Raw genomic sequence first — 17,988 nt, 5'->3', positions numbered from 1 at the left:
GTCAAATTCCACCTGGTCTCATGGTTGAAGCAGCACCTTGATGGCGCCCTCCTGCTTCTTCTGGAAGATCTCGTAGCCGTGCCGCGCGTCGGCGAGGGGCAGCTTGTGCGTCGCGAAGGACTCCGTTCCCAAGGGGTCCTCGTCGGACAGCAGCGGCAGGATGTCGTCGACCCAGCGCCTGACGTTGGCCTGTCCCATCCGCAGCTGGATCTGCTTGTCGAACATCGTCAGCAGCGGCATCGGGTCGGCCATTCCGCCGTACACCCCGGCCAGTGAGATCGTGCCGCCCCGCCGCACGATGTCGATGGCAGCGTGCAGGGCGCTGAGCCGGTCGACGCCCGCTGTGCGCATCAGCTTGGCGGCCACGGGATCCGGGAGGAAACCGGTGACGTCCTGCGCCAGCTTCGCGACCGGTGCGCCGTGTGCTTCCATGCCCACCGCGTCGATGACGGCGTCCGGGCCGCGGCCGTTCGTCAGGTCGCGGATGTGGTCGGCCAGTCGTTTGCCGTGCTCCCGCAGGTCGAGCGTCAGGACACCGCGGGCCTTTGCTCGTGCGAGCCGTTCGGGAACGAGGTCGACGCCGATCACCGTGGCGGCGCCGCGGTGCAGTGCGATCCGCGCCGACATGTCACCGATGGGGCCCAGTCCGAGCACCACGACACTGGAGCCCTCACTCACGCCCGCGTACTCCACCGCCTGCCACGCGGTCGGCAGCACGTCCGACAGCAGCACGAAACGATCGTCGGGAGGGCCGTGCGGGACCTTGATCGGCAACGTGTCGCCGAAGGGCACGCGCATGAACTCCGCCTGGCCGCCGGGCATCTGACCGTAGAGCTTGGTGTAGCCGAAAAGCGCGGCGCCGGTGCCTTGTTCACGCACCTGGGTCGTCTCGCACTGGGAGTGCAGGCCCTGCCCGCACATGAAGCAGGTGCCGCAGGAGACGTTGAACGGCACCACGACACGGTCTCCCACGCTCAGCGTGGTGACCTCGGAGCCCACTTCCTCGACCACACCCATCGGCTCGTGACCCAGCACGTCGCCCTCGTCGATGAACGCTCCGAGCACTTCGTAGAGGTGCAGGTCCGATCCGCAGATTCCGGTGGACGTGATCCGCACGATCACGTCGGTCGGTTCCTCAAGCACAGGGTCTGGCACCGTGTCCACCCTGACGTCGCGCTTGCCGTGCCAGGCAACAGCTTTCATCGAGTCCTCCAGCAGGTTGGCGTCTCTTCCCGGCGTTCCCGGCTCAGGCACCGATAAACCCGTTGCGGGGCCGGGGGAGGACGTTGCGGGCCGCGGTCCTGCTCCACTCGAGCAGGAGCAGCGTCGCGTCGTCCTGAAGCTGCCCGCGCTGGTGGTCGAGCACCGCACGCGACACGCGGCGCAGGGTTTCGGGCGCGGGCAGGCCGGCCGCTTCGTGCCGTTCGGTGAGATCGACGAGACGCTCCACGCCGAACTGCTCGCCCCGCGGGTCGCGTGCCTCGGTGACGCCGTCGCTGTGGAGCAGGATCCGGTCGCCTGCCTGGAGTTGCTCGTGCCCGAGCCGCCGTGGCGCCGTGGCGAGATGGCCGAGTCCGAGCGGCAGGTGGACCGGGCTGTTCAACGCCTTGACCATCCGGCCGCCGCGCAACAGCAGGGCCGGCGGGTGTCCCGCGAGGATGTAGTGCAACGCGCCGGTCGCGAGATCCAGGTCGGCGAGCACCGCGGTCGCGAACGGAGCGTTGAGCCCCTCGGTCGCCTGCTGCCGCACGGCCTGGTCGGCCAGTTCCGCACCTTCGAGGAGCCCGAGACCGTTGCGGCGTGCGTTGCGCGTGGCTGCCAGCGCCACCGCGGTGGTGAGGCCCGCGTGCATGTCGTGCCCCATGGCGTCGAAGATCGAGACGTGCGCGCGGCCGTTGTCGACGGAGTAGTCGTAGCCGTCTCCACCCACCTCGTGATAGGGCTCCATCACCGCCGTCACCGTGAGTTGGTCGCAGGCGAAGGTCTGCGGTGGCAGCAGCTGCCACAGCAGTTCGGAGGCTGCCGAGAACGGTGTGGTGCGGCGAAGCACGTGCAGGAAGTCGCTGTAGTGGAGCTTGCTCATGACGAGATGCCCGAGAAGGCCGGCCAGCTCCCAGCAGTGCTCGCGGATCCACCGGTCGTCGGGGTCGCTCTCGTCGGGCAGGGTCGTCTGGAGCACGCCGAGCCGCTCGGTGCCGTTCAGCACCGGCAGCCACAGGTACGGCGGTGAGTCGCGCACGGAGATGATGTCGGTCCGCTGGAACGCACGTCCGGCCGTGGTGGAGTCCACCGGTAACGGTGGTCCTGCGTCGGCACGGACCGAGCGCAACCACTGTTGCCCGATGTCGACGACGTACAGGTGCGCGGTGATGCCGACCAAGGCGGTGGCCTCATCCACAAGTGCCGCCAGGTCGCCGGCCGTGGCCAGGTGCGCCCCGTTGATGATCCGGCGGAACGCGGCGTTCCAGGCCTCGGACCGTTCAGTCACGTGAGGCAGGGTTGCCGCGGAGGGGCTCGGCAAACGTGCCGGCCGCACGCCCTCGCCCGTCCGCCGGCCAAGGTGCACAACCATCTTCGAGTGGGAATGTCAGTGGCATGGACGACGAACGTGAGCTGCCGACGATCGACGACCTGGCCGAGCTCGCCGCCGCGCTCGACACGGCCCACCCCGGCGAGCTGTACGTGCGCTGGTCGAAAGGCCCCGCGGCGGATGTCGCGCACGGACGAACGCAGGCCAGCCGCGACGATCTCACCGGTGTGCGGCTGCCCGGCCTGTCGGCCAACCCGCTGCGGGTCGAGCAGTGGTGGCGCGACCGGCCGATCGAGGTGTGGCTGGCCCGCAGGCTGTACGACTACCAGCACCTGGTCGATCAACGCGGGCCCGCCGTCCGTCCGTGGGTGCTGATCGGGGAGGAGCGCGGCAGGGGGCCGGACAACGAACCGCTCGTCCGGTGCATTCGGCCGGTGGCATGGATTTCCGACGATCTGCTGAAAGAGGCTCAGCGGATCGTCGAGGCGCAGAACTCGGACGCGTGGGGCCCGTTGGACCGGCGTGGTGGCGGCCAGGGCGGCACGTGAGCGCGTCAGGGCGCGTCCGGGTTCAAGCCTCTGAACGTGCCCGTGGACCGCTTTCCACCCATGCCCAGGATCAGCGCGACCGCGTCCTCCGAGCACGCCCCCGGCGTCAGAACCTCCTGCAGCAGCAGACCGCGGATCGCGGCGACGGCGACGGTGGCCTTGGTCAGCGCTTCCCCGGCGGCGAGCCCTTCGCGTTCCGCCAGCGAGGCCAGCATCCTGGTGAGGTCGTCCAGCGACGAGATGAACTCGCGGAAGTCGTGCGGGCTGTAGGCGGCCAGCCCCACGACGTGGAAGAACCCGCGGATGCGCGACAGCTGCTCCGGCCGGGTGTAGGCCCGCCAGATCGCCAGGACGAGGTCGTCGAAGGTGCCCTGCCCTGCGTCCCGGAACAGCGCCTCGTTGTCGCGGGTCCGCTGCGCCGCGAGCATGGCCGCCAGGACGCCCGTGAGCGACCCGAAGTGGTACCGCAGGAGCGCGTGGCTGGTCTCGGTCCTGGCCGCGATCTCGCGGAGTGAGGTCTCCGGTGGCGGAAGGCCGTCGTCGAAGACGTCGAGAAGTCGCGCCAGGAGGCGCTCGCGTGCATCGCCGGTGCGTGCCGTGCTTGACAGGACCACGCCCGTAGTTTATCCATTGGACAAGCAATTTATCCATTGGAAAAACGGCCGGAGGGCTTGTGGGACGTTTCCAGGTGGTGGGCGCGATGGTCGTGGACGGGTCAGGCCGCGATCCGGGTGACGTCGCCGTCACGGTCGAGGACGGGCGCATCAGCGAGCTCGGTGCCTCCAGCGCGAACGGTGAGCGGCTCGACGCCGGTGGGCTGACGATGACGCCCGGCCTGATCGACGCCCACGTCCACCTGGGGCTGTCGAGCCTGGTGCAGCCGCAGTTCTCGTTCCAGATCAGTGCCGCCGAGATCGCGGCGGACATCTTCGCCACGGCCGGCGCGACGCTCGACGCCGGCTTCACGACCGTCCGGGACACCGGCGGGATCGACGGCGGTGTCGTCACCGCGATCGCGAAGGGCAAGGTCAGGGGGCCACGCGTGGTGTCGTGCGGGCCTGTTCAGTGCCAGACCGGTGGCCACGGCTACTACGGAGCCGAGTGGGAGCCCACCGAGCTGTGGAGCAGCCATCACGTTCCTGGTCTGTGTGCCCTGTCCATGATGGCGGGCAACGCGGACGAGCTGCGGCGCAACATGCGTGAGGCGTTCCGGCGCGGGGCGTCGTTCCTGAAGCTCTGCATGACCGGCGGGGTGGTGGGCGGCAACGACCGGCTGACCGACACCCAGTTCACCGTCGAGGAGATCGCCGTCGCCGTGCAGGAGGCCGCGGCGCGGGGCACCTACGTGACGGTGCACGCCCACAACAACGAAGGCATCCGGAACGCGGTCGCGGCCGGGGCGCGCTGTGTCGAGCACGGCACGGATCTCGACGAGCCGACAGCCACCCTGATGGCCGCTCACGGTGTTGCCCTCGTGCCCACGTTCACCGTCGTCGAGCGGCTGCTGCACGATCCTGCCGCGGCCGGCCTGGACGAATCGGCACGCGATCGTGTGGCAGGGGTGCGGGAGCGGATGGCCAGGGCGCTCGCCGTCGCCAAGGAGGCCGGGGTGCGGATCGGGCTGGGTTCCGACCTCATCGGCCCGGCCCAGGACCGCCGCGGCGAGGAACTCGGGTTGCGCGCACGGCTCGAGACACCGATGGACGCTCTCGTGGCGGCCACGAAGACCAACGCCGAGATCATCGGTCTGCCCGAAGTGGGCGTGATCGCACCCGGCATGCAGGCAGATCTCGTGCTCTGGAACGGCAACCCGCTCGAAGACCCGAACATTTTCGCCGACCCCGCCAACGCCGTACTCGTCGTCCAAGCCGGACGTGTTGTGAAGGATCTCCGATGAGCACCATGTTGCACGGCTGCCTGGCCGACACCGACTACTTCGAGCTGCGTTCCAGCAGTGGGCACGACTACGGCGTCTGGGTCACCACGCCGCCGCGCTACGACCCCGCCACAGCGCAGGCGCCCGTCGTGTACGTGCTCGACGGCAACTGGGCGGTGGGCCTGACGGCCCCGCTCATCATCACCCAGCAGGACCCCATGCAGAAGATCAAGCCGTACATCCAGGTCAGCATCGGCTACGCGGGCGAGGAAGCGGAGCGCTGGGCGAGGCTGCGCAACAGGGATCTCGTGCCACCCGGAGAGCCCGTCGCCCAGGAGTTCCTCGACGCGGTGGAGATGGGAGTCCAGGCGGGTGCGATGACCCGCGACGAAGCCGACGCCTACCTCGCCGAACTGCGCGACACCCGGGGCGACGCGTTCCTGAGCTTCATCACCGACGAACTGCACCCCCGGATCGAACGCGACTACGGCACGGCCACGAGCGGTCACGGCCTCTTCGGCTACTCCTACGGCGGACTCTTCAGCCTCTACGCCTGGCTCACCGGCACCACGCTCTTCGAAAGCGTCGGAGCGGGCAGCCCGGGCGTTGCCGGCGAGGACAGCCGGGTCTTCGCGCAGATCCAGGAACTGGGCGACCAGCCGGCCAAGCTCCACCTGACCTTCAACGACCGGGAGATCCTCGGGAACGTGCCCGTCTACCAGAACCTCACGAAGAACGCGGCCACCGTCCTGCACCGCCTCACCTCCCGCGGCGCGGCCGTCACCAGCGAGGTGCTGCGAGAAACGCACGTGACCGGTCTGCAGGCCTCGTTCCTCAGCTACCTCAGAACCTGCCGTGCCCTCTGACCGCTGCCCAACTGGTGACGATGAGCGTCAGATGTCGGTGATGTCGTCGCCGGGCTCGGAGCTGGTGTCGCGGGTAAGCAGCGGCATGGCGAACCACAACGCGCCGTAGACCAGCAACGCGAGGATGCCGATCAGCACGGCCACCCACCCGCCGATGATGACTTCGCTGATCAGCAGGACGGTGCCGGTCATCGCGATGGCGAGGAAGCCCAGTCCGGCCAGCAGGAAGGTGTTGCCCGCCGCGACGACGTCCTCGCGGCGGCCTCGGCGGAACAGCACGCGGTGCCAGGCCGCGGGCGCGGTCAGCAGGGCGACCGCCATGGCCGCGCACAGGACGGTCACCAGATGGATGCCGCGGACGAGTGACGATGCGGTGGCGTACTTGTCGGTGAAGGTGATGGAGAGCAGGAAGCCGAACAGGATCTGCACGCCGGCCTGGGCCACGCGGAGTTCCTGGAGCAGCTCGTTGACGTTCCTCGCCAGCCGGCGGTGCTCCGACTCTTCTGCATCGCTCACCAGGGATGTCTACCCGCGTGAGCGCACACGAAACGGCGTCATGGTGTGACGGATGTGTATTCGGGCGCAGAGCGGGTAGACGTCGCGTTGTGCGAAGGGCGTGGGTGGGCATTGCTGACCGCTTGGGAGTGGCGTTGCTCGCCCTCGTCCTGCACCGCGGGACCCGTGAGGTGGCGTGGGAGAACGTCGACTGGAGCTCGTCGTGACACAGGAGAGCACACCGATGAGAATCCTGGTGCTGCGGGCACTCGGGCTGGGCGACCTGCTCACGGCGGTGCCCGCGTTGCGCGGGTTGCGGCGGGCGTTCCCGAGCGCCGAGATCACGCTCGCCGCGCCCGCCTGGCTGGCTGACGCGGTGGCGAGGATCGAGGCCGTCGACCGGCTGCTGCCCACCGACGGCCTCACGCCCATCGCGTACGACAACCCCGATCTCGCCGTCAACCTGCACGGACGTGGACCGCAGAGCGTCGAGCGGCTCGTGGCCACGCGGCCCCGGCTGCTGATCACTCACGACGAGTGGCAGGCCGATCGGCACGAGGTGCTGAGGTGGTGCGATCTTCTGGAACAGCACGGAATCCCGTGCGACCCGGACGATCTGTGCCTGCCACCGATCGGACCGCGAACCGAACGGGTGGTGGTTCATCCAGGCGCGAGCCATGGCGCGCGCAGGTGGCCGGTGGACCGGTTCGCCGCGGTGGTGCGAGAGCTGGGAGGCCACGACGTCGTGGTGACGGCAAGCCCGCCTGAACTCGAAGCGGCTCGCCGGGTCGTGCCCGAACCCGTGTGCGGCGGCCTCGCCCAACTGCTGGATCTCATCGCCACCGCCGGACTCGTGATCTGTGGTGACACCGGCGTGGCGCACGTCGCGACGGCCTACGGCACGCCGTCTGTCCTGCTGTTCGGCCCTGTGTCACCGAGCCGTTGGGGGCCTCGATCCGGACCGCATCATGTGCTGTGGCACGGCGGAACGGGCGACACGTTCGCCTCCGAGCCGGATGCCGGTCTGCTGCGGATCACCGTGGACGAGGTCCTGGACGCGGTGAGAAGTGTCCGGCTGGTCACGGCAGACCGAGGTGCACGACCTTGACGGTGGTCATCTCGTCCAGCAGTTCGGGGCCGTACCCGAACCCCGTGCCGGACGCGCCCCGAGGCTGAGCCGCTCCACCGGGAGCGCCGCCGAACACGGCGTTCACCTTCACCGTCCCGACCGGCAGCGCACGCCAGGCCTTCTGCGCGTGCTCCATCGATCGGGTCAACACCGTTGCCGCCAGACCGTATTCGCCGGAGCACGCCTCGCGCAGGCCTTTGTCGAACGACGGCACGACGCACACCGGCGCCACGGGGCCGAACGTCTCCTCGCGCATGATCCGCATGTCCGCCGTGCAGTCGGCGAGCACGGTGGCGGGGTAGTGGGCGCCTCGTCCGGCCGGGATCTCGCCACCGGCCAGTGCCCGCGCACCCGCTGCCACCGCTTCGGCGACCTGGGCGTGCACGAACTCGCGATGCCTGTTGTCCACCAACGGTTGTGGGTTGGCATTCCAATCCCTCGCGCGGGCGCACAAGGCGTCCGTGAACGCGTCGGCGACCTCCTCGTGCACGTAAATCCGTTCTACCGACGTGCAGAGCTGGCCTGCGTTGGTGAACGCCCCGAGCGCCGCCTGTTCGGCCGCCCATCCGGGATCGACGTCCGCGTCGACGAGCAACGGGTCGTTGCCCCCGTTCTCCAGCAACAACTTCGCCCGTGACGCTTGGGCGATGTCACGTCCTGTCGCGGTGCTGCCGACATGCGCGACGACGTCGACGTCCTCGCGCACCAGCTGTGCTCCGACCGCACTGTCACCGATCAACGTTTGCAGCACATCCGCGGGAAAGTGCGGCCGCAACACGGTGTCGAGCAGCATGCCGGTGTGAGGGCAGCGTTCGCTCGGCTTGTGCAGCACGGTGTTCCCGGTGACCAGTGCCGCGCCGAGCAGTCCGCAGGCGACGGCCACCGGGTCGTTCCACGGTGTCAGCGCCACGACGACACCACGCGGTTCCGGGATCATGAAGTCCACGGCCGAGCCGAGCAGTGACCGTCCGCGGTGGACCGGGCCGAGCTCGGCGTACTGCTCCAGCGTGGACGCGCCCGCGAGCACGCCTTCCCGCGCGGACGCGAACGGCCTGCCCGTCTCGGTCTCCACCACGGTCGCCAGGTCACCGGCCCGCGCCCTGAGGTCCGCGGCGGCCGCCTTCACCGCCGCACCGCGTTCCGCTGCGGATGTGGCGGCCCATGCGGCTTGTGCCTTGCGTGCGGCCGCCACAGCGGTTGTCGTCTCGGCCTCGGTCGCGGCCGGGAGCCAGCCGACCAGCTGGCCGTCGAGTGGGCTGTGGACGTCGATGGCGTGCGTGGCGGTCATGCGATCCGGGTACCCGTGCCTCCCGGTCGAAACATGGAGGAAGCATGCCCGGACGAGAGGAACTTCCCAGCACGGTGGCGCGGTCGTCGAAGAAGGCACAGCGCACCTGGATCAAGGCCCACGACTCGGCCGTGGAGACCTACGGCGAGGGTGAGCGGTCGCACCGCACGGCGTTCTCCGCGCTGAAGCACTCGTTCGAGAAGGTCGGCGACCACTGGGAAGCCAAGGAGGAGAAAGGACCTTCCGATGCTCAGGCGGCCAGGAGCACGCCGGCGCAGGGCGAGACGGCCGGTGGCGTGGACGCGAACGCGAGCAAGGAACACCTCTACGACATCGCGAAGCGGCTGAAGATCGACGGCCGGTCGAGGATGACGAAGGACGAGCTGGTCGAGGCGATCGGCAAGGCGAACGACCGAGAGACCGCGGCGGCCCGTTCGTGAAGGTCGTCGTCACCGGCGCGACCGGCAACGTCGGCACCGCGTTGCTGCGCAGACTCGCCCAGGAACCCGACGTGTGCGTCCACGGGCTCTCCCGCCGTCCTCCGGCGGACGGGCCGCCCTACGACGGAGTCCGGTGGACACCGGTCGACATCGGGAAACCCGGTGCCGAGCAGGTGCTGGCCGAGGTGTTCGACGGCGCGGACGCGGTGGTGCATCTGGCCTGGCTGATCCAGCCGAGCCACGACGAGCGGATGCTGTTCCGGACGAACGTCGCCGGTTCCGAACGGGTCTTCGAGGCCGCTGCCGCCGCGGGTGTGCCGCACCTGGTGCACATGTCGTCCGTGGGCGCCTACTCGCCCGCATCGAAGAACCGCCGGATCGACGAGTCGTGGCCGGTCGACGGGGTGTCCACCTCCTCCTACAGCAGGCACAAGGCCGCGGTCGAGCACATGGTGAACCGCTATGAGTCCAGGTTGCTCGTTTCGCGTCCGCGGCCGGGGCTGATCCTGCAGCCCGACGCGGGCTCCGAGATCCGCCGGTACTTCCTCGGCAGGCTCGTGCCGAGAGCGCTGTTCCGGCATCGGATACCTCTGCTGCCGTTGCCGCGCGCGATGATCCTGCAGTTCGTCCACGCCGCCGACGTGGCGGACGCACTGGCACTCGTCCTGGCCAAGCGGCTGCCAGGCGCGGTGAACCTGGCGTCGGAACCTGTCGTCACTCCGCGTGTGCTCGCCGGACTGCTCGGCGGCCGGCATGTCCCTCTCCCCGCGTCGGCGTTTCGCTTCGCGGCGAACGTGACGTGGCGAGCACGCTTGCAGCCCACCGCACCGGGATGGGTGGATCTGGCGTTGAACGCACCGCTGCTCGACGCGTCACGCGCACATGACGAGCTGGGCTGGGAGCCGCGGTTCAGCGCGTACGAAGCTCTGCGCGGACTGGTCCGGGGGATCGCCACCGGAGAGGATGTCACAGCCAGTCCCGTTCTGTGACAGCGCGAAGCGCTTCGCTGAGTAGCGTTTCAAGCCGATTTTCCCGGCTAAATCTCCTCTATGGATCGGACCATCGAGGCGGTGCTCTTCGACCGCGACGGCACGCTCGTCCGTGATGTGCCGTACAACGGCGACCCGGCTCGGGTGGAGCTGATGCCCGGCGCTCGCGAAGCGATCAGGGACCTGCGCACGCACGGACTGCGCACCGGCGTGGTGAGCAACCAGTCGGGAATCGGCAGAGGACTGCTGACCGAAGGCCAGGTGCACGCGGTCAACGCCCGCGTCGAGGAACTGCTCGGGCGCTTCGGCACCTGGCAGATCTGCCCGCACCACCCGGACGACGGGTGCGCGTGCCGCAAACCTGCGCCCGGCTTGGTGTTCGCGGCGTGCGAGGCGCTTGGAGTGAGTCCAGAGCACACAGTCGTGGTTGGAGACATCGAGGCCGACGTCGTGGCCGCGTGCAACGCGGGCGCGACGTCCGTGCTGGTGCCCACGGAAGCGACCCGGCCGGAGGAGGTCGAACGCGCACCGCGCACGGCCGCGGATCTGCGTGCCGCGATCGGGATGATCCTGTGAGGACATTGGTGGCGCGGTTGGACAGTGACGGCGACGTGCTGCTCGCCGGTCCGGCGATTCGCGCGGCCGCCGCGGCAGGTGAGGTCGTGCTGCTGTGCGGGCCTGCCGGAGTGCAGGCTGCGGAACTGCTGCCCGGCGTGGACCGGATCCTCGAGTGGGAGTGCCCGTGGATCGCCAACCCCGCACCCGAGGTCCGGCCGATCGACATCGAGGCCGTGGTCGCACTGGTGCACGGGGTTCGCGCCGACGTGGCGTTGGTGCTGACGTCCTTCCACCAGAGCCCGCTACCTCTGGCTCTGTTGCTGCGGCTCGCCGGAGTGCCGAAGATCGTGGCGCGCTCGGTCGACTACCCCGGCTCGCTGCTGGACGTGCGGCTGACCGATGACGCGGACGTGCCCGAGGCCCAACGAGCGTTGCAGGTAGCGCGCGCGGCCGGATTCGAGCTACCACCAGGTGACGAGGGGGAGCTGGCTGTGCTCGATCCGCCCGACGCGGAACTGAATCACCCCGAACTGAGCCACCCGTACGTGGTGGTGCACCCAGGTGCGACGGCGCCCGCCCGCACTTGGTCGCCCGACCGGTGGGCGAAGGCCGTGGTCGCGTTGAACGCGGCCGGTCACCGCGTGGTCGTGACCGGCGGACCGGCGGAAGCCGGCCTGACCGGGCACGTCGCCGGCGCGTGCGGGATCGATCTGGGCGGGCGCACCACCTTCCGGGAACTGAGCGGCGTGCTGGCCGGTGCCGAGGCGGTCGTCGTCGGCAACACCGGCCCCGCTCACCTCGCGGCCGCGGTCGGCACACCGGTCGTGTCGTTGTTCGCACCGGTCGTGCCCGCGCCGCGATGGGCGCCGCACGGGAGACACGTCCTGCTCGGCGACCAGCACGCGCCGTGCCGGGACAGTCGCGCCCGTGAGTGCCCGGTACCCGGCCACCCGTGTCTGGACCTGGTGGAACCCGCAGAGGTCGTGGCGGCCGTCGTGGAGGTGACCCGGTGAGGATCCTGCTGTGGCACGTGCACGGGTCCTGGACGAACTCCTTCGTCCAAGGCCGCCACGACTACCTGATCATCGGCCCGCCCGACGGCATCGGGCTCGCCGGACGTCCTTGGCGTGCAACCGAAACACCTCTGACTGAAGTGGACGCCGACATCGCGGTGGTGCAGCGGCCGGAGGAACTCGACCGGGTGCCACGCGGCATCCCGGTGGTGTACCTGGAACACAACACGCCGAGCGCGCCGGGGCAGCGCCATCCGCTGGCGGACTGGGACGGGATCCTGGTGCACGTCACGCACTTCAACGACCTGATGTGGGACTGCGGATCCACCAGGACGGTCGTCATCGAGCACGGCGTGGTCGACCCCGGCCCGCTCTACACCGGTGAACTGGCCCGCGCGGCCGCGGTCGTCAACGACCCGGTCCGGCGCGGGCGGATCGTCGGCACCGATCTGCTGCCGCGGTTCGAGCCGATCGACGTGTTCGGGATGAACACCGAGCCGATCGGTGGTCTGGGCGACCACGATCTCGGTTCGCTGCACCGGGAACTGGCTCGTCGGCGCGTCTACGTCCATCCGGTGCGCTGGACCTCGCTGGGGTTGTCGCTCATCGAGGCGATGCACATCGGCATGCCGGTCGTGGCGCTCGCGTGCACCGAGGTCGTGCGCGCGGTGCCCGCGGAGGCCGGCGCTGTCTCGACGGACGTGGACGAACTGGTGCGCGCGACCAGGGAGCTGATCGCGGATCCGGCTCTCGCGCAGGAGAAGGGAAAGAGGGCACGCGAGTTCGCGCTGGCCCGGTACGGACTCGACGCGTTCCTGCGGAGCTGGGACGCCGTGGTGGAGGAGGTGGCGCGATGAGCGTCGAGAAGCACCTGAACGGACTGTCCGGCACGCTGACCGCCCTGCGGGTCCAAGCGCCGCGGATCACCCGTTGGGGCGCCACGCTCGCCCGCAGGCTCACCGAGGGCGGCAGGTTGCTCGCCGCGGGCAACGGCGGGTCCGCCGCCGAGGCACAGCACCTGACGGCCGAGCTCGTCGGCCGCTACCGGCACGACCGCGCGCCGTTCTCGGCGTTGGCGTTGTGCGCCGAGACGTCGAGTGTCACCGCGATCGCCAACGACTACGGCTACGACCAGGTCTTCGCCCGCCAGATCGCGGCGCACGCCCGGCCAGGCGACATCGTCGTGCTGCTGTCCACCAGCGGCCGCAGCGCGAACCTGCTGGAGGCTGCTCGCGCGGCCAGGACAGCGGGGGCGCAGGTCTGGGCGTTGACCGGTCCGGCACCGAACCCGTTGGCCGAGCTGGCAGACGACGTGCTGGATCTTCCCGGCGACCCGTGTCACGTGCAGGAGGCGCAGCTCGTCGCGGTCCACGCCCTGTGCGAGGCGTTCGAGGCCGCGCTGCCCGCGACCTTGCGGAGAGTCTCATGAGGTTCGTGGTGGTCGGGGACTCGCTGCTGGACGTCGACGTGGAGGGCACGGCCGAGCGGCTGTGCCCGGACGCGCCCGCTCCCGTCCTCGACGTGTCCGCCGAACGGGCCAGGCCCGGCGGTGCCGCGCTCGCGGCGACGATGGCATCGCGCGACGGCATGGACGTGACGCTGGTCAGCGCGCTGGCGGACGACGCGGACGGGCACCGGATCCGTTCGCTGCTGGAAGTGCCCGGCGTGTTCGGGCCTTCTGGCGCGCCGACGCCGGTGAAGACACGCCTGCGTTGCGGAGGAACATCCTTGGCGCGCATGGACCGCGGTGGCGGCCCGGCGGAGCCCAAGGCGACCGACGACATGCTTGACGCGGTGCTGTCCGCCGACTTCGTGCTGGCGTCCGACTACGGCCGCGGACTTCTCTGCGACGAACGGCTGCGGTCGGTGCTCACCCGCGTTCCCGTGGTGTGGGACCCGCATCCGCGTGGTCCCGCGCCGGTGCCCGACGCCCGGCTGGTGACGCCGAACCTCGCCGAGGCCACGGCGTTCAGTGGCCACACCGACCCGTTCGAGGCAGCGGAGGAGCTGTTGGCGCGGTGGCGATCGTGTGCGGTGGTGGTGACGCGGGGCTCGGGTGGAGCCGTGCTCCACTGTGGAGGGACACCGGTCGCGGTACCGGCGCCGAAGGTGTCCGTGCTCGACCCCTGTGGGGCGGGAGACAGGTTCGCCGTGACGGCGGCGGCTCGGCTGGCCGCGGGTGCCGCTCCCGATGATGCCGTGGCGGATGCCGTGCTTTCGGCCGCACGGTTCCTGGCCGACGGTGGTGTGTCAGGGCTGGCCGTTCCACCTATGTCCACTGTGGACTCCGTGCGGGCTCGTGGTGGCGTCGTGGTGGCTACGGGAGGATGCTTCGACGTGCTCCACACAGGCCATGTCCGCATGCTGCAGTCGGCGCGGGAACTCGGCGACTGTCTCGTGGTGTGTCTCAACTCCGACGCATCGGTGCGCAGGTTGAAAGGGCCGGAACGTCCGGTGAACCGGCAGGCCGACCGTGTCGAGGTGTTGCGCGCGTTGGCTTGTGTGGACGAAGTGGTGGTGTTCCCCGAGGACACGCCGGAACGCGTGTTGCGGGACCTGCGCCCGGACGTGTGGGTGAAGGGCGGTGACTACACCGCCGAGCTGTTGCCGGAGACGGCTGTGGTGCGGCACTGGGGCGGCCGGACGGTCGTCGCCCCGTACCACCGCGGCCGCTCGACGACCGAGATCCTGTCGAGGAGGGGCTGATGCTGGGCAACGTGCTGGTGACCGGGGGTGCGTCCGGACTGGGTGCGGCGGTGGTCGACGCCGTGCACGAGGCGGGTGGACGGCCCCTCGTGCTGGACAAGGCGGCGCCGTCGGCACCACAGGTCGCCGACTTCGAGTCGGTCGACCTGTCGGACACGGACGCCGCCGAACGGGCCGTGCGGGACCTGGTCGCCCGCAACGACGGCCTGAGCGCCGTGGTGACCGCCGCGGGCGTGGACAGGTGCGGACGGCTGGACGAGGTGCCCACCGCCGAGTGGGAACACGTCGTGCGGGTGAACCTGCTCGGAACGGTCGCGGTCGTGCGTGCGGCACTGCCGTACCTGGAGAACGGCCGGGTGGTGACCATCGCGTCGACCCTCGGGTTGCGGGCGGTCAGCGACGCCACGGCGTACTGCGCGTCGAAGTTCGGCGTCGTCGGCTTCACCCGCGCGCTGGCGGCCGAGACGGCGGGCAGCATCGGCGTGACCCTGGTCGTTCCAGGCGGGATGCGCACCCACTTCTTCGACGATCGCGACGAGCAGTACAAGCCGGCCGACACGGCGAAGCTGAACCCGCCCGATCGGGTGGCGGCCGCGATCATGTTCGCGCTGAGCCAGCCGGCGGGGTGCGAGGTGCGTGAGCTCGTGGTGGCCCACGCGGAGGAACCGTCCTGGCCATAGGGACTGGCACGCGAGCCGGTCAGCCCGCTAGCCGCTCCAGCGCCTCCGCCAGTGTCGGGTGGATCCGGAACACGGTGTCCAGACCTGTGACGTGAAGGGTTCTGAGCACGACGGCCCGATCCGCGACCACGCGCAGGTCTGCCGCGTCGTGATGGGCGACCAGCAGCACGTTGATGCCCGAGGAGTCGAAGAACGTCACCCCGCGCAAGTCCACGACCAGTGCCGCGGGGTGCCGTTCCAGCTGGGCGGTGAGTTCCGCACCCAGCCGTGGTGCGGTGCAGATGTCCACTTCGCCCTCGACGGCGACGACAGGAACTCCGCGCTGTCGCGATCCGTGCACAGAGCAAACGGGTGGGCGGTGGTCGAGCTTCTCTTCCAGCACGGTGACTCCACTCCTGGTGGGACTTTCACCGAGCTGGTGGCTCAACTCGACGTGCGAACTGCTGAACCATTCCACGGTAAGCCTTCGCACTGCGGTCCACAACGTGCGGAACTGGGGCAGGGGTCAGTCTGGAGGACGCCTTCCGCTCGACCAGCTGACCGACTGACTCGCCGCGGACCCGTGGTGCGGGCATGCCGCTGTCCGGTCTAGGTTCGTACCTGACGTCGGAACGGGTTGGGCTGACCGCGCGACCGCTGGCTAGAGGACGGGTGTTGGACGGGCAGCGTCGGGATCGGCTCACACGGGCGGTGGAGGAGTTCACGTCCGCGGCCTCCGGGCGGGCGGATCTCGCACAGGCGTTGTGCGCCGGTTGTGTCCGTGTCCTGCCTGGTGTGGACGCCGCCGCGTTGACCTTGCGCGCCAGCGCCCGCGCTGAGGAGATGGTCGGCGCGAGCGACGAGTGGGCCGCCCGGCTGGAGGAGATCCAGTACACGCTGGGGGAGGGGCCGGGTGTGGCGGCGTTCGAGAATGCCGCTCCGGTACTGGTCGCGGACCTGAGCTCGGACGGTGTGCGATGGCCGGGTTTCAGCGCGGCAGCGGCTGCGGAGGGTGTCGCGGCGATGTTCGCCTTCCCGTTGCAGGTCGGCGGCATCAGGCTCGGCACGCTCGACCTGTACGGCCGGCACGCCGGCAGGCTGACCGTCGCGGCGGTCGCCGACGCGGTGATCCTCGCCGACGTGGCGACCCGTGCACTGCTCGAGCAGAGCGAGCGCGCGGACGACGATCAGTTGCGGATGACGCTGTCGTACCAGGACGTGAACATGGCGACCGGGATGCTGGCCGCACAGCTGCGAATCAGCCTGGAGGACGCCTTCGCCCGGTTGCGCGCGCACGCGTTCGCCTCGGGACGTTCGGTGCTGGACGTGGCGCGTGACCTGCTGGCCAGGCGCATCCCGCTCGACCGGCTCGCGGACTGACCTGTGCCATCAGCACCAGGCGACGGTGGGTCGTATGCTGCGGGAGTGTCCCGTGCTCAGGATCAGATCGCCGTCACGTTGAGCGAGCTCACGGCGAACCTGGTCGACAGCCATGACGTCGGCTCGGTCCTGCGTCTGGTCACGGCCGCGTGCGAGAGCTTGCTGTCCGCGAGCGCCGTCGGCGTGATTCTGGCCGATCCGCGTGGCGGATTGAGCGTGGTGTCCGCGTCGGACGAGCGGACCCGGTTCCTGGAGTTGCTGCAGAGCCAGATCGAAGAAGGCCCGTGCGTGGACTGCGTCCGCGTCGACGCGATGATCGCCTGCCCGGACCTGACGGACGGCCCGGACCGCTGGCCGGCGTTCACCCGTGCCGCGGGCGAGGCCGGGTTCCGCGCGGTGCACGCCGTCCCCATGCGTCTGGCCGGCGCTGCGGTCGGCGGGCTGAACGTGTTCTACGCGGCGGTCACGCCGTGGGAGATGTGGCAGGAACGGCTCGGGCAGGTGCTCGCCGACCTGGCGGTGCTGGGCCTGTCGCAGGAGCATGACCCGGCGCGCACGCACCGGCTGACCGCGCAGACCCTGACCACGCTCAACGACCGCGTGATGCTCGCTCATGCGATCGGCATGGCCGCGGGCGCGCTCGGCACCGGCACGGACGAGGCCCGTGGCCTGATCCTCGACTACGCCGCCACGCATCGGGAGGCGGTCCGCGAGGTGGCCCGCCGGCTCACGAGCGGAGACGTCGAACCGGCCGCGCTGCTACCGGCGGCGGACGCGAGCTAGTGGCGTGACCCGAAACGTCGGCGAGGCGCCCTGTCTGACTGCGAATTCCCCTGGCAACGTTCCGCGCCACACCACTAGTTGTGATGTCCAGGGAGGTTGGTCAGCCGGGTGATGGGTGGCTGGCCTCCGAGGGCGGAGTGGGCTCGGTGGTGATTGTAGAAATGGATCCAGCCGGGCAGGGCGGTTCGGCGTTCGGTTTGTGACTGGTAGTGGCGGGCGTAGGCCCAGCCGTCGGCCAGGGTGCGGTGGAAGCGCTCGACCTTGCCGTTGGTCTGTGGCCGGTAGGGCCTGGTGCGTTTGTGCCGGATGCCGAGCTCGGCGCAAGCGTCGCGCCAGGCGAAGGAGCGGTAGGCGGAGCCGTTGTCGGACAGGACTCGTTCGACGACGACTCCGTGCTCGCGGAACCAGGTGACCGCTCGCCGCAGGACGGCGGTGGCTGTGTCGCCGCGTTCGTCGGTGTGGATCTCGGCGTAGGCGACGCGGGAGTGGTCGTCGACGACGGTGTGCAGGAAGGCTCTGCCGTTGCGTGGCACGTTGTTGCTGCCCTTGGGCAGGCCTGGGGTGGCGCGTCTGTTGCGGTCTCCTTGCCGGCGTCCGACGAACCGGTGGCCGCCGCCGTCGGGGATGTTGCCGAACTTGGTGACATCGACGTGGATCAGCGACCCAGGGTGGGGATGTTCGTAGCGGCGCAGTGGTTCGCCGGTGACGCGGTCGATGTGGGAGAGCCG

The 17,988-nt window shown here is 69.9% G+C and carries 21 protein-coding genes; 14 read left to right on the top strand and 7 right to left on the bottom strand.

The features are described 5' to 3' along the window. Positions 1 to 18 precede the first annotated feature (18 nt). The gene (locus ACWGE0_RS06395) at positions 19 to 1,203 is read right to left on the bottom strand and encodes a zinc-dependent alcohol dehydrogenase (protein WP_452260214.1); all 1,185 of its coding nucleotides are present in this window, start codon (positions 1,201 to 1,203) and stop codon (positions 19 to 21) included. A gap of 43 nt (positions 1,204 to 1,246) precedes the next feature. Continuing rightward, complete coding sequence (locus ACWGE0_RS06390; RefSeq protein WP_452259878.1) at positions 1,247 to 2,488, bottom strand: PP2C family protein-serine/threonine phosphatase; 1,242 nt, start codon at positions 2,486 to 2,488, stop codon at positions 1,247 to 1,249. Between the two features lie 107 nt (positions 2,489 to 2,595). On the opposite strand from ACWGE0_RS06390, the gene ACWGE0_RS06385 reads away from it, so the two are divergent. Then, a complete protein-coding gene (locus ACWGE0_RS06385) occupies positions 2,596 to 3,078 on the top strand; it encodes a DUF6098 family protein (protein WP_452259877.1) in 483 nt (160 codons plus the stop codon). A gap of 5 nt (positions 3,079 to 3,083) precedes the next feature. Here the strand turns inward: ACWGE0_RS06385 and ACWGE0_RS06380 are convergent, their stop codons facing one another. Beyond that, the gene (locus ACWGE0_RS06380) at positions 3,084 to 3,692 is read right to left on the bottom strand and encodes a TetR/AcrR family transcriptional regulator (protein WP_452259876.1); all 609 of its coding nucleotides are present in this window, start codon (positions 3,690 to 3,692) and stop codon (positions 3,084 to 3,086) included. A 59-nt stretch (positions 3,693 to 3,751) separates the two neighbouring features. Between ACWGE0_RS06380 and ACWGE0_RS06375 the strand changes: the two genes are divergently transcribed. Together ACWGE0_RS06375 and ACWGE0_RS06370 are read left to right on the top strand one after the other, a co-directional pair. After that, positions 3,752 to 4,975, top strand: coding sequence for an amidohydrolase family protein (locus tag ACWGE0_RS06375; RefSeq protein ID WP_452259875.1), 1,224 nt, complete (start codon positions 3,752 to 3,754; stop codon positions 4,973 to 4,975). Further along, positions 4,972 to 5,820 (top strand): alpha/beta hydrolase, encoded by an 849-nt coding sequence (locus ACWGE0_RS06370; protein ID WP_452259874.1) that lies wholly within the window; start codon positions 4,972 to 4,974, stop codon positions 5,818 to 5,820. Before ACWGE0_RS06375 ends, ACWGE0_RS06370 begins: the two co-directional genes overlap by 4 nt. 27 nt (positions 5,821 to 5,847) lie before the next feature. On the opposite strand, the gene ACWGE0_RS06365 is transcribed toward ACWGE0_RS06370, so the two are convergent. Further along, complete coding sequence (locus ACWGE0_RS06365; RefSeq protein WP_452259873.1) at positions 5,848 to 6,336, bottom strand: DUF6328 family protein; 489 nt, start codon at positions 6,334 to 6,336, stop codon at positions 5,848 to 5,850. A gap of 223 nt (positions 6,337 to 6,559) precedes the next feature. Between ACWGE0_RS06365 and ACWGE0_RS06360 the strand changes: the two genes are divergently transcribed. After that, a complete protein-coding gene (locus tag ACWGE0_RS06360) occupies positions 6,560 to 7,423 on the top strand; it encodes a glycosyltransferase family 9 protein (RefSeq protein WP_452259872.1) in 864 nt (287 codons plus the stop codon). Here the strand turns inward: ACWGE0_RS06360 and ACWGE0_RS06355 are convergent. Further along, the gene (locus ACWGE0_RS06355) at positions 7,395 to 8,732 is read right to left on the bottom strand and encodes an aldehyde dehydrogenase family protein (RefSeq protein ID WP_452259871.1); all 1,338 of its coding nucleotides are present in this window, start codon (positions 8,730 to 8,732) and stop codon (positions 7,395 to 7,397) included. The genes ACWGE0_RS06360 and ACWGE0_RS06355 overlap by 29 nt on opposite strands. Positions 8,733 to 8,776: 44 nt before the next feature. Here ACWGE0_RS06355 and ACWGE0_RS06350 point away from each other — a divergent pair, with 44 nt between their 5' ends. Genes ACWGE0_RS06350 through ACWGE0_RS06315 form a run of 8 tightly spaced genes read left to right on the top strand, consistent with a single transcriptional unit; the run spans position 8,777 to position 15,118 of the window. Next, positions 8,777 to 9,172, top strand: a complete 396-nt coding sequence (locus ACWGE0_RS06350) for a ChaB family protein (RefSeq protein WP_452259870.1) — start codon at positions 8,777 to 8,779, stop codon at positions 9,170 to 9,172. After that, positions 9,169 to 10,161, top strand: coding sequence for an NAD-dependent epimerase/dehydratase family protein (locus tag ACWGE0_RS06345; RefSeq protein ID WP_452259869.1), 993 nt, complete (start codon positions 9,169 to 9,171; stop codon positions 10,159 to 10,161). Before ACWGE0_RS06350 ends, ACWGE0_RS06345 begins: the two co-directional genes overlap by 4 nt. A gap of 60 nt (positions 10,162 to 10,221) precedes the next feature. Continuing rightward, the gene (locus tag ACWGE0_RS06340) at positions 10,222 to 10,737 is read left to right on the top strand and encodes a D-glycero-alpha-D-manno-heptose-1,7-bisphosphate 7-phosphatase (RefSeq protein ID WP_452259868.1); all 516 of its coding nucleotides are present in this window, start codon (positions 10,222 to 10,224) and stop codon (positions 10,735 to 10,737) included. Further along, on the top strand, positions 10,734 to 11,732 hold the full coding sequence (locus ACWGE0_RS06335) for a glycosyltransferase family 9 protein (protein ID WP_452259867.1): 999 nt from the start codon (positions 10,734 to 10,736) through the stop codon (positions 11,730 to 11,732). Before ACWGE0_RS06340 ends, ACWGE0_RS06335 begins: the two co-directional genes overlap by 4 nt. Beyond that, a complete protein-coding gene (locus ACWGE0_RS06330) occupies positions 11,729 to 12,589 on the top strand; it encodes a glycosyltransferase (protein WP_452259866.1) in 861 nt (286 codons plus the stop codon). The genes ACWGE0_RS06335 and ACWGE0_RS06330 overlap by 4 nt, the downstream gene beginning before the upstream one ends. Further along, positions 12,586 to 13,161 (top strand): D-sedoheptulose-7-phosphate isomerase, encoded by a 576-nt coding sequence (locus ACWGE0_RS06325; protein WP_452259865.1) that lies wholly within the window; start codon positions 12,586 to 12,588, stop codon positions 13,159 to 13,161. The genes ACWGE0_RS06330 and ACWGE0_RS06325 overlap by 4 nt, the downstream gene beginning before the upstream one ends. Continuing rightward, positions 13,158 to 14,438 carry a D-glycero-beta-D-manno-heptose 1-phosphate adenylyltransferase gene (rfaE2, locus tag ACWGE0_RS06320; protein WP_452259864.1) on the top strand — a complete coding sequence of 427 codons (1,281 nt, stop codon included), beginning with the start codon at positions 13,158 to 13,160 and terminating at the stop codon, positions 14,436 to 14,438. Before ACWGE0_RS06325 ends, rfaE2 begins: the two co-directional genes overlap by 4 nt. Beyond that, the gene (locus tag ACWGE0_RS06315) at positions 14,438 to 15,118 is read left to right on the top strand and encodes an SDR family oxidoreductase (RefSeq protein ID WP_452259863.1); all 681 of its coding nucleotides are present in this window, start codon (positions 14,438 to 14,440) and stop codon (positions 15,116 to 15,118) included. The genes rfaE2 and ACWGE0_RS06315 overlap by 1 nt, the downstream gene beginning before the upstream one ends. A 19-nt stretch (positions 15,119 to 15,137) precedes the next feature. Here the strand turns inward: ACWGE0_RS06315 and ACWGE0_RS06310 are convergent, their stop codons facing one another. Continuing rightward, positions 15,138 to 15,500, bottom strand: a complete 363-nt coding sequence (locus ACWGE0_RS06310) for an STAS domain-containing protein (RefSeq protein WP_452259862.1) — start codon at positions 15,498 to 15,500, stop codon at positions 15,138 to 15,140. Between the two features lie 269 nt (positions 15,501 to 15,769). Here ACWGE0_RS06310 and ACWGE0_RS06305 point away from each other — a divergent pair, with 269 nt between their 5' ends. Together ACWGE0_RS06305 and ACWGE0_RS06300 are read left to right on the top strand one after the other, a co-directional pair. After that, a complete protein-coding gene (locus ACWGE0_RS06305) occupies positions 15,770 to 16,477 on the top strand; it encodes a GAF and ANTAR domain-containing protein (RefSeq protein ID WP_452259861.1) in 708 nt (235 codons plus the stop codon). Between the two features lie 45 nt (positions 16,478 to 16,522). Beyond that, positions 16,523 to 17,260 carry a GAF domain-containing protein gene (locus tag ACWGE0_RS06300; protein ID WP_452259860.1) on the top strand — a complete coding sequence of 246 codons (738 nt, stop codon included), beginning with the start codon at positions 16,523 to 16,525 and terminating at the stop codon, positions 17,258 to 17,260. A gap of 74 nt (positions 17,261 to 17,334) precedes the next feature. Here ACWGE0_RS06300 and ACWGE0_RS06295 read toward each other — a convergent pair. Next, on the bottom strand, positions 17,335 to 17,988 hold a 654-nt coding region (locus ACWGE0_RS06295), incomplete at its 5' end, for an IS481 family transposase (RefSeq protein ID WP_452259859.1).

The sequence above is a fragment of the Lentzea sp. NPDC054927 genome (assembly GCF_053610285.1).
Note: the sequence above shows the minus strand (reverse complement) of the source record. Positions and strands in the feature narration are given on the sequence as shown.